1 protein-coding gene and 1 tRNA gene are annotated in these 515 nt (G+C 35.3%); one reads left to right on the forward strand and one right to left on the reverse strand.

The genetic code is table 11. The features are described 5' to 3' along the window. Window positions 1-245 (forward strand): acyl carrier protein (acpP, locus tag ABD944_RS42310; RefSeq protein ID WP_425550336.1); only part of this gene is annotated, 245 nt, incomplete at its 5' end. Window positions 246-281: 36 nt separating this feature from the next. Here acpP and ABD944_RS42315 read toward each other — a convergent pair. Next, window positions 282-366: transfer RNA gene (locus tag ABD944_RS42315), tRNA-Ser, on the reverse strand. Window positions 367-515 lie beyond the last annotated feature (149 nt).

Genomic DNA, 515 nt, shown 5'->3' on the forward strand with positions numbered 1-515 from the left:
ATGAAATCTTTGAAAAAGTTCAAGATATTGTAGCAGAACAGCTAGGAATTGAAAAAAAAATAGTGACTAGGGAAGCAAATTTTTCAAGTGACCTGGGAGCCGATTCTCTAGATACAGTTGAGCTGGTAATGGCCATAGAAGAAAAATTTAGTATAGAGATACCAGATGAGGATGCCGAAAAAATTTCTAACCTGTCACAAGTTGTAGACTTTATTAAGTCTAAACTTAATACTATCAGTGTATAGCTAGCTTGCCTTGAGAAGCCAACTATAGTTTTATAACGGAAAGGGTGGGATTCGAACCCACGGAACCAGATAGTTCAACTGATTTCAAATCAGACGCCTTCAACCACTCGGCCACCCTTCCATACTATCAGTATACATTATCAAAAACCTAGACTATATAAAAGTTATTTTATGTCTAGGTTTTTGAGAGACTAATCGTAAGTTGCTTTATTCATGAATTTGACATCTACAGGATTAATATTTTGTCCAATAGAATGATCAACACTGTTG

Origin of the sequence: Actinomadura verrucosospora, assembly GCF_039540335.1 — a bacterium.
Lineage (GTDB): Bacteria > Actinomycetota > Actinomycetes > Streptosporangiales > Streptosporangiaceae > Spirillospora > Spirillospora verrucosospora.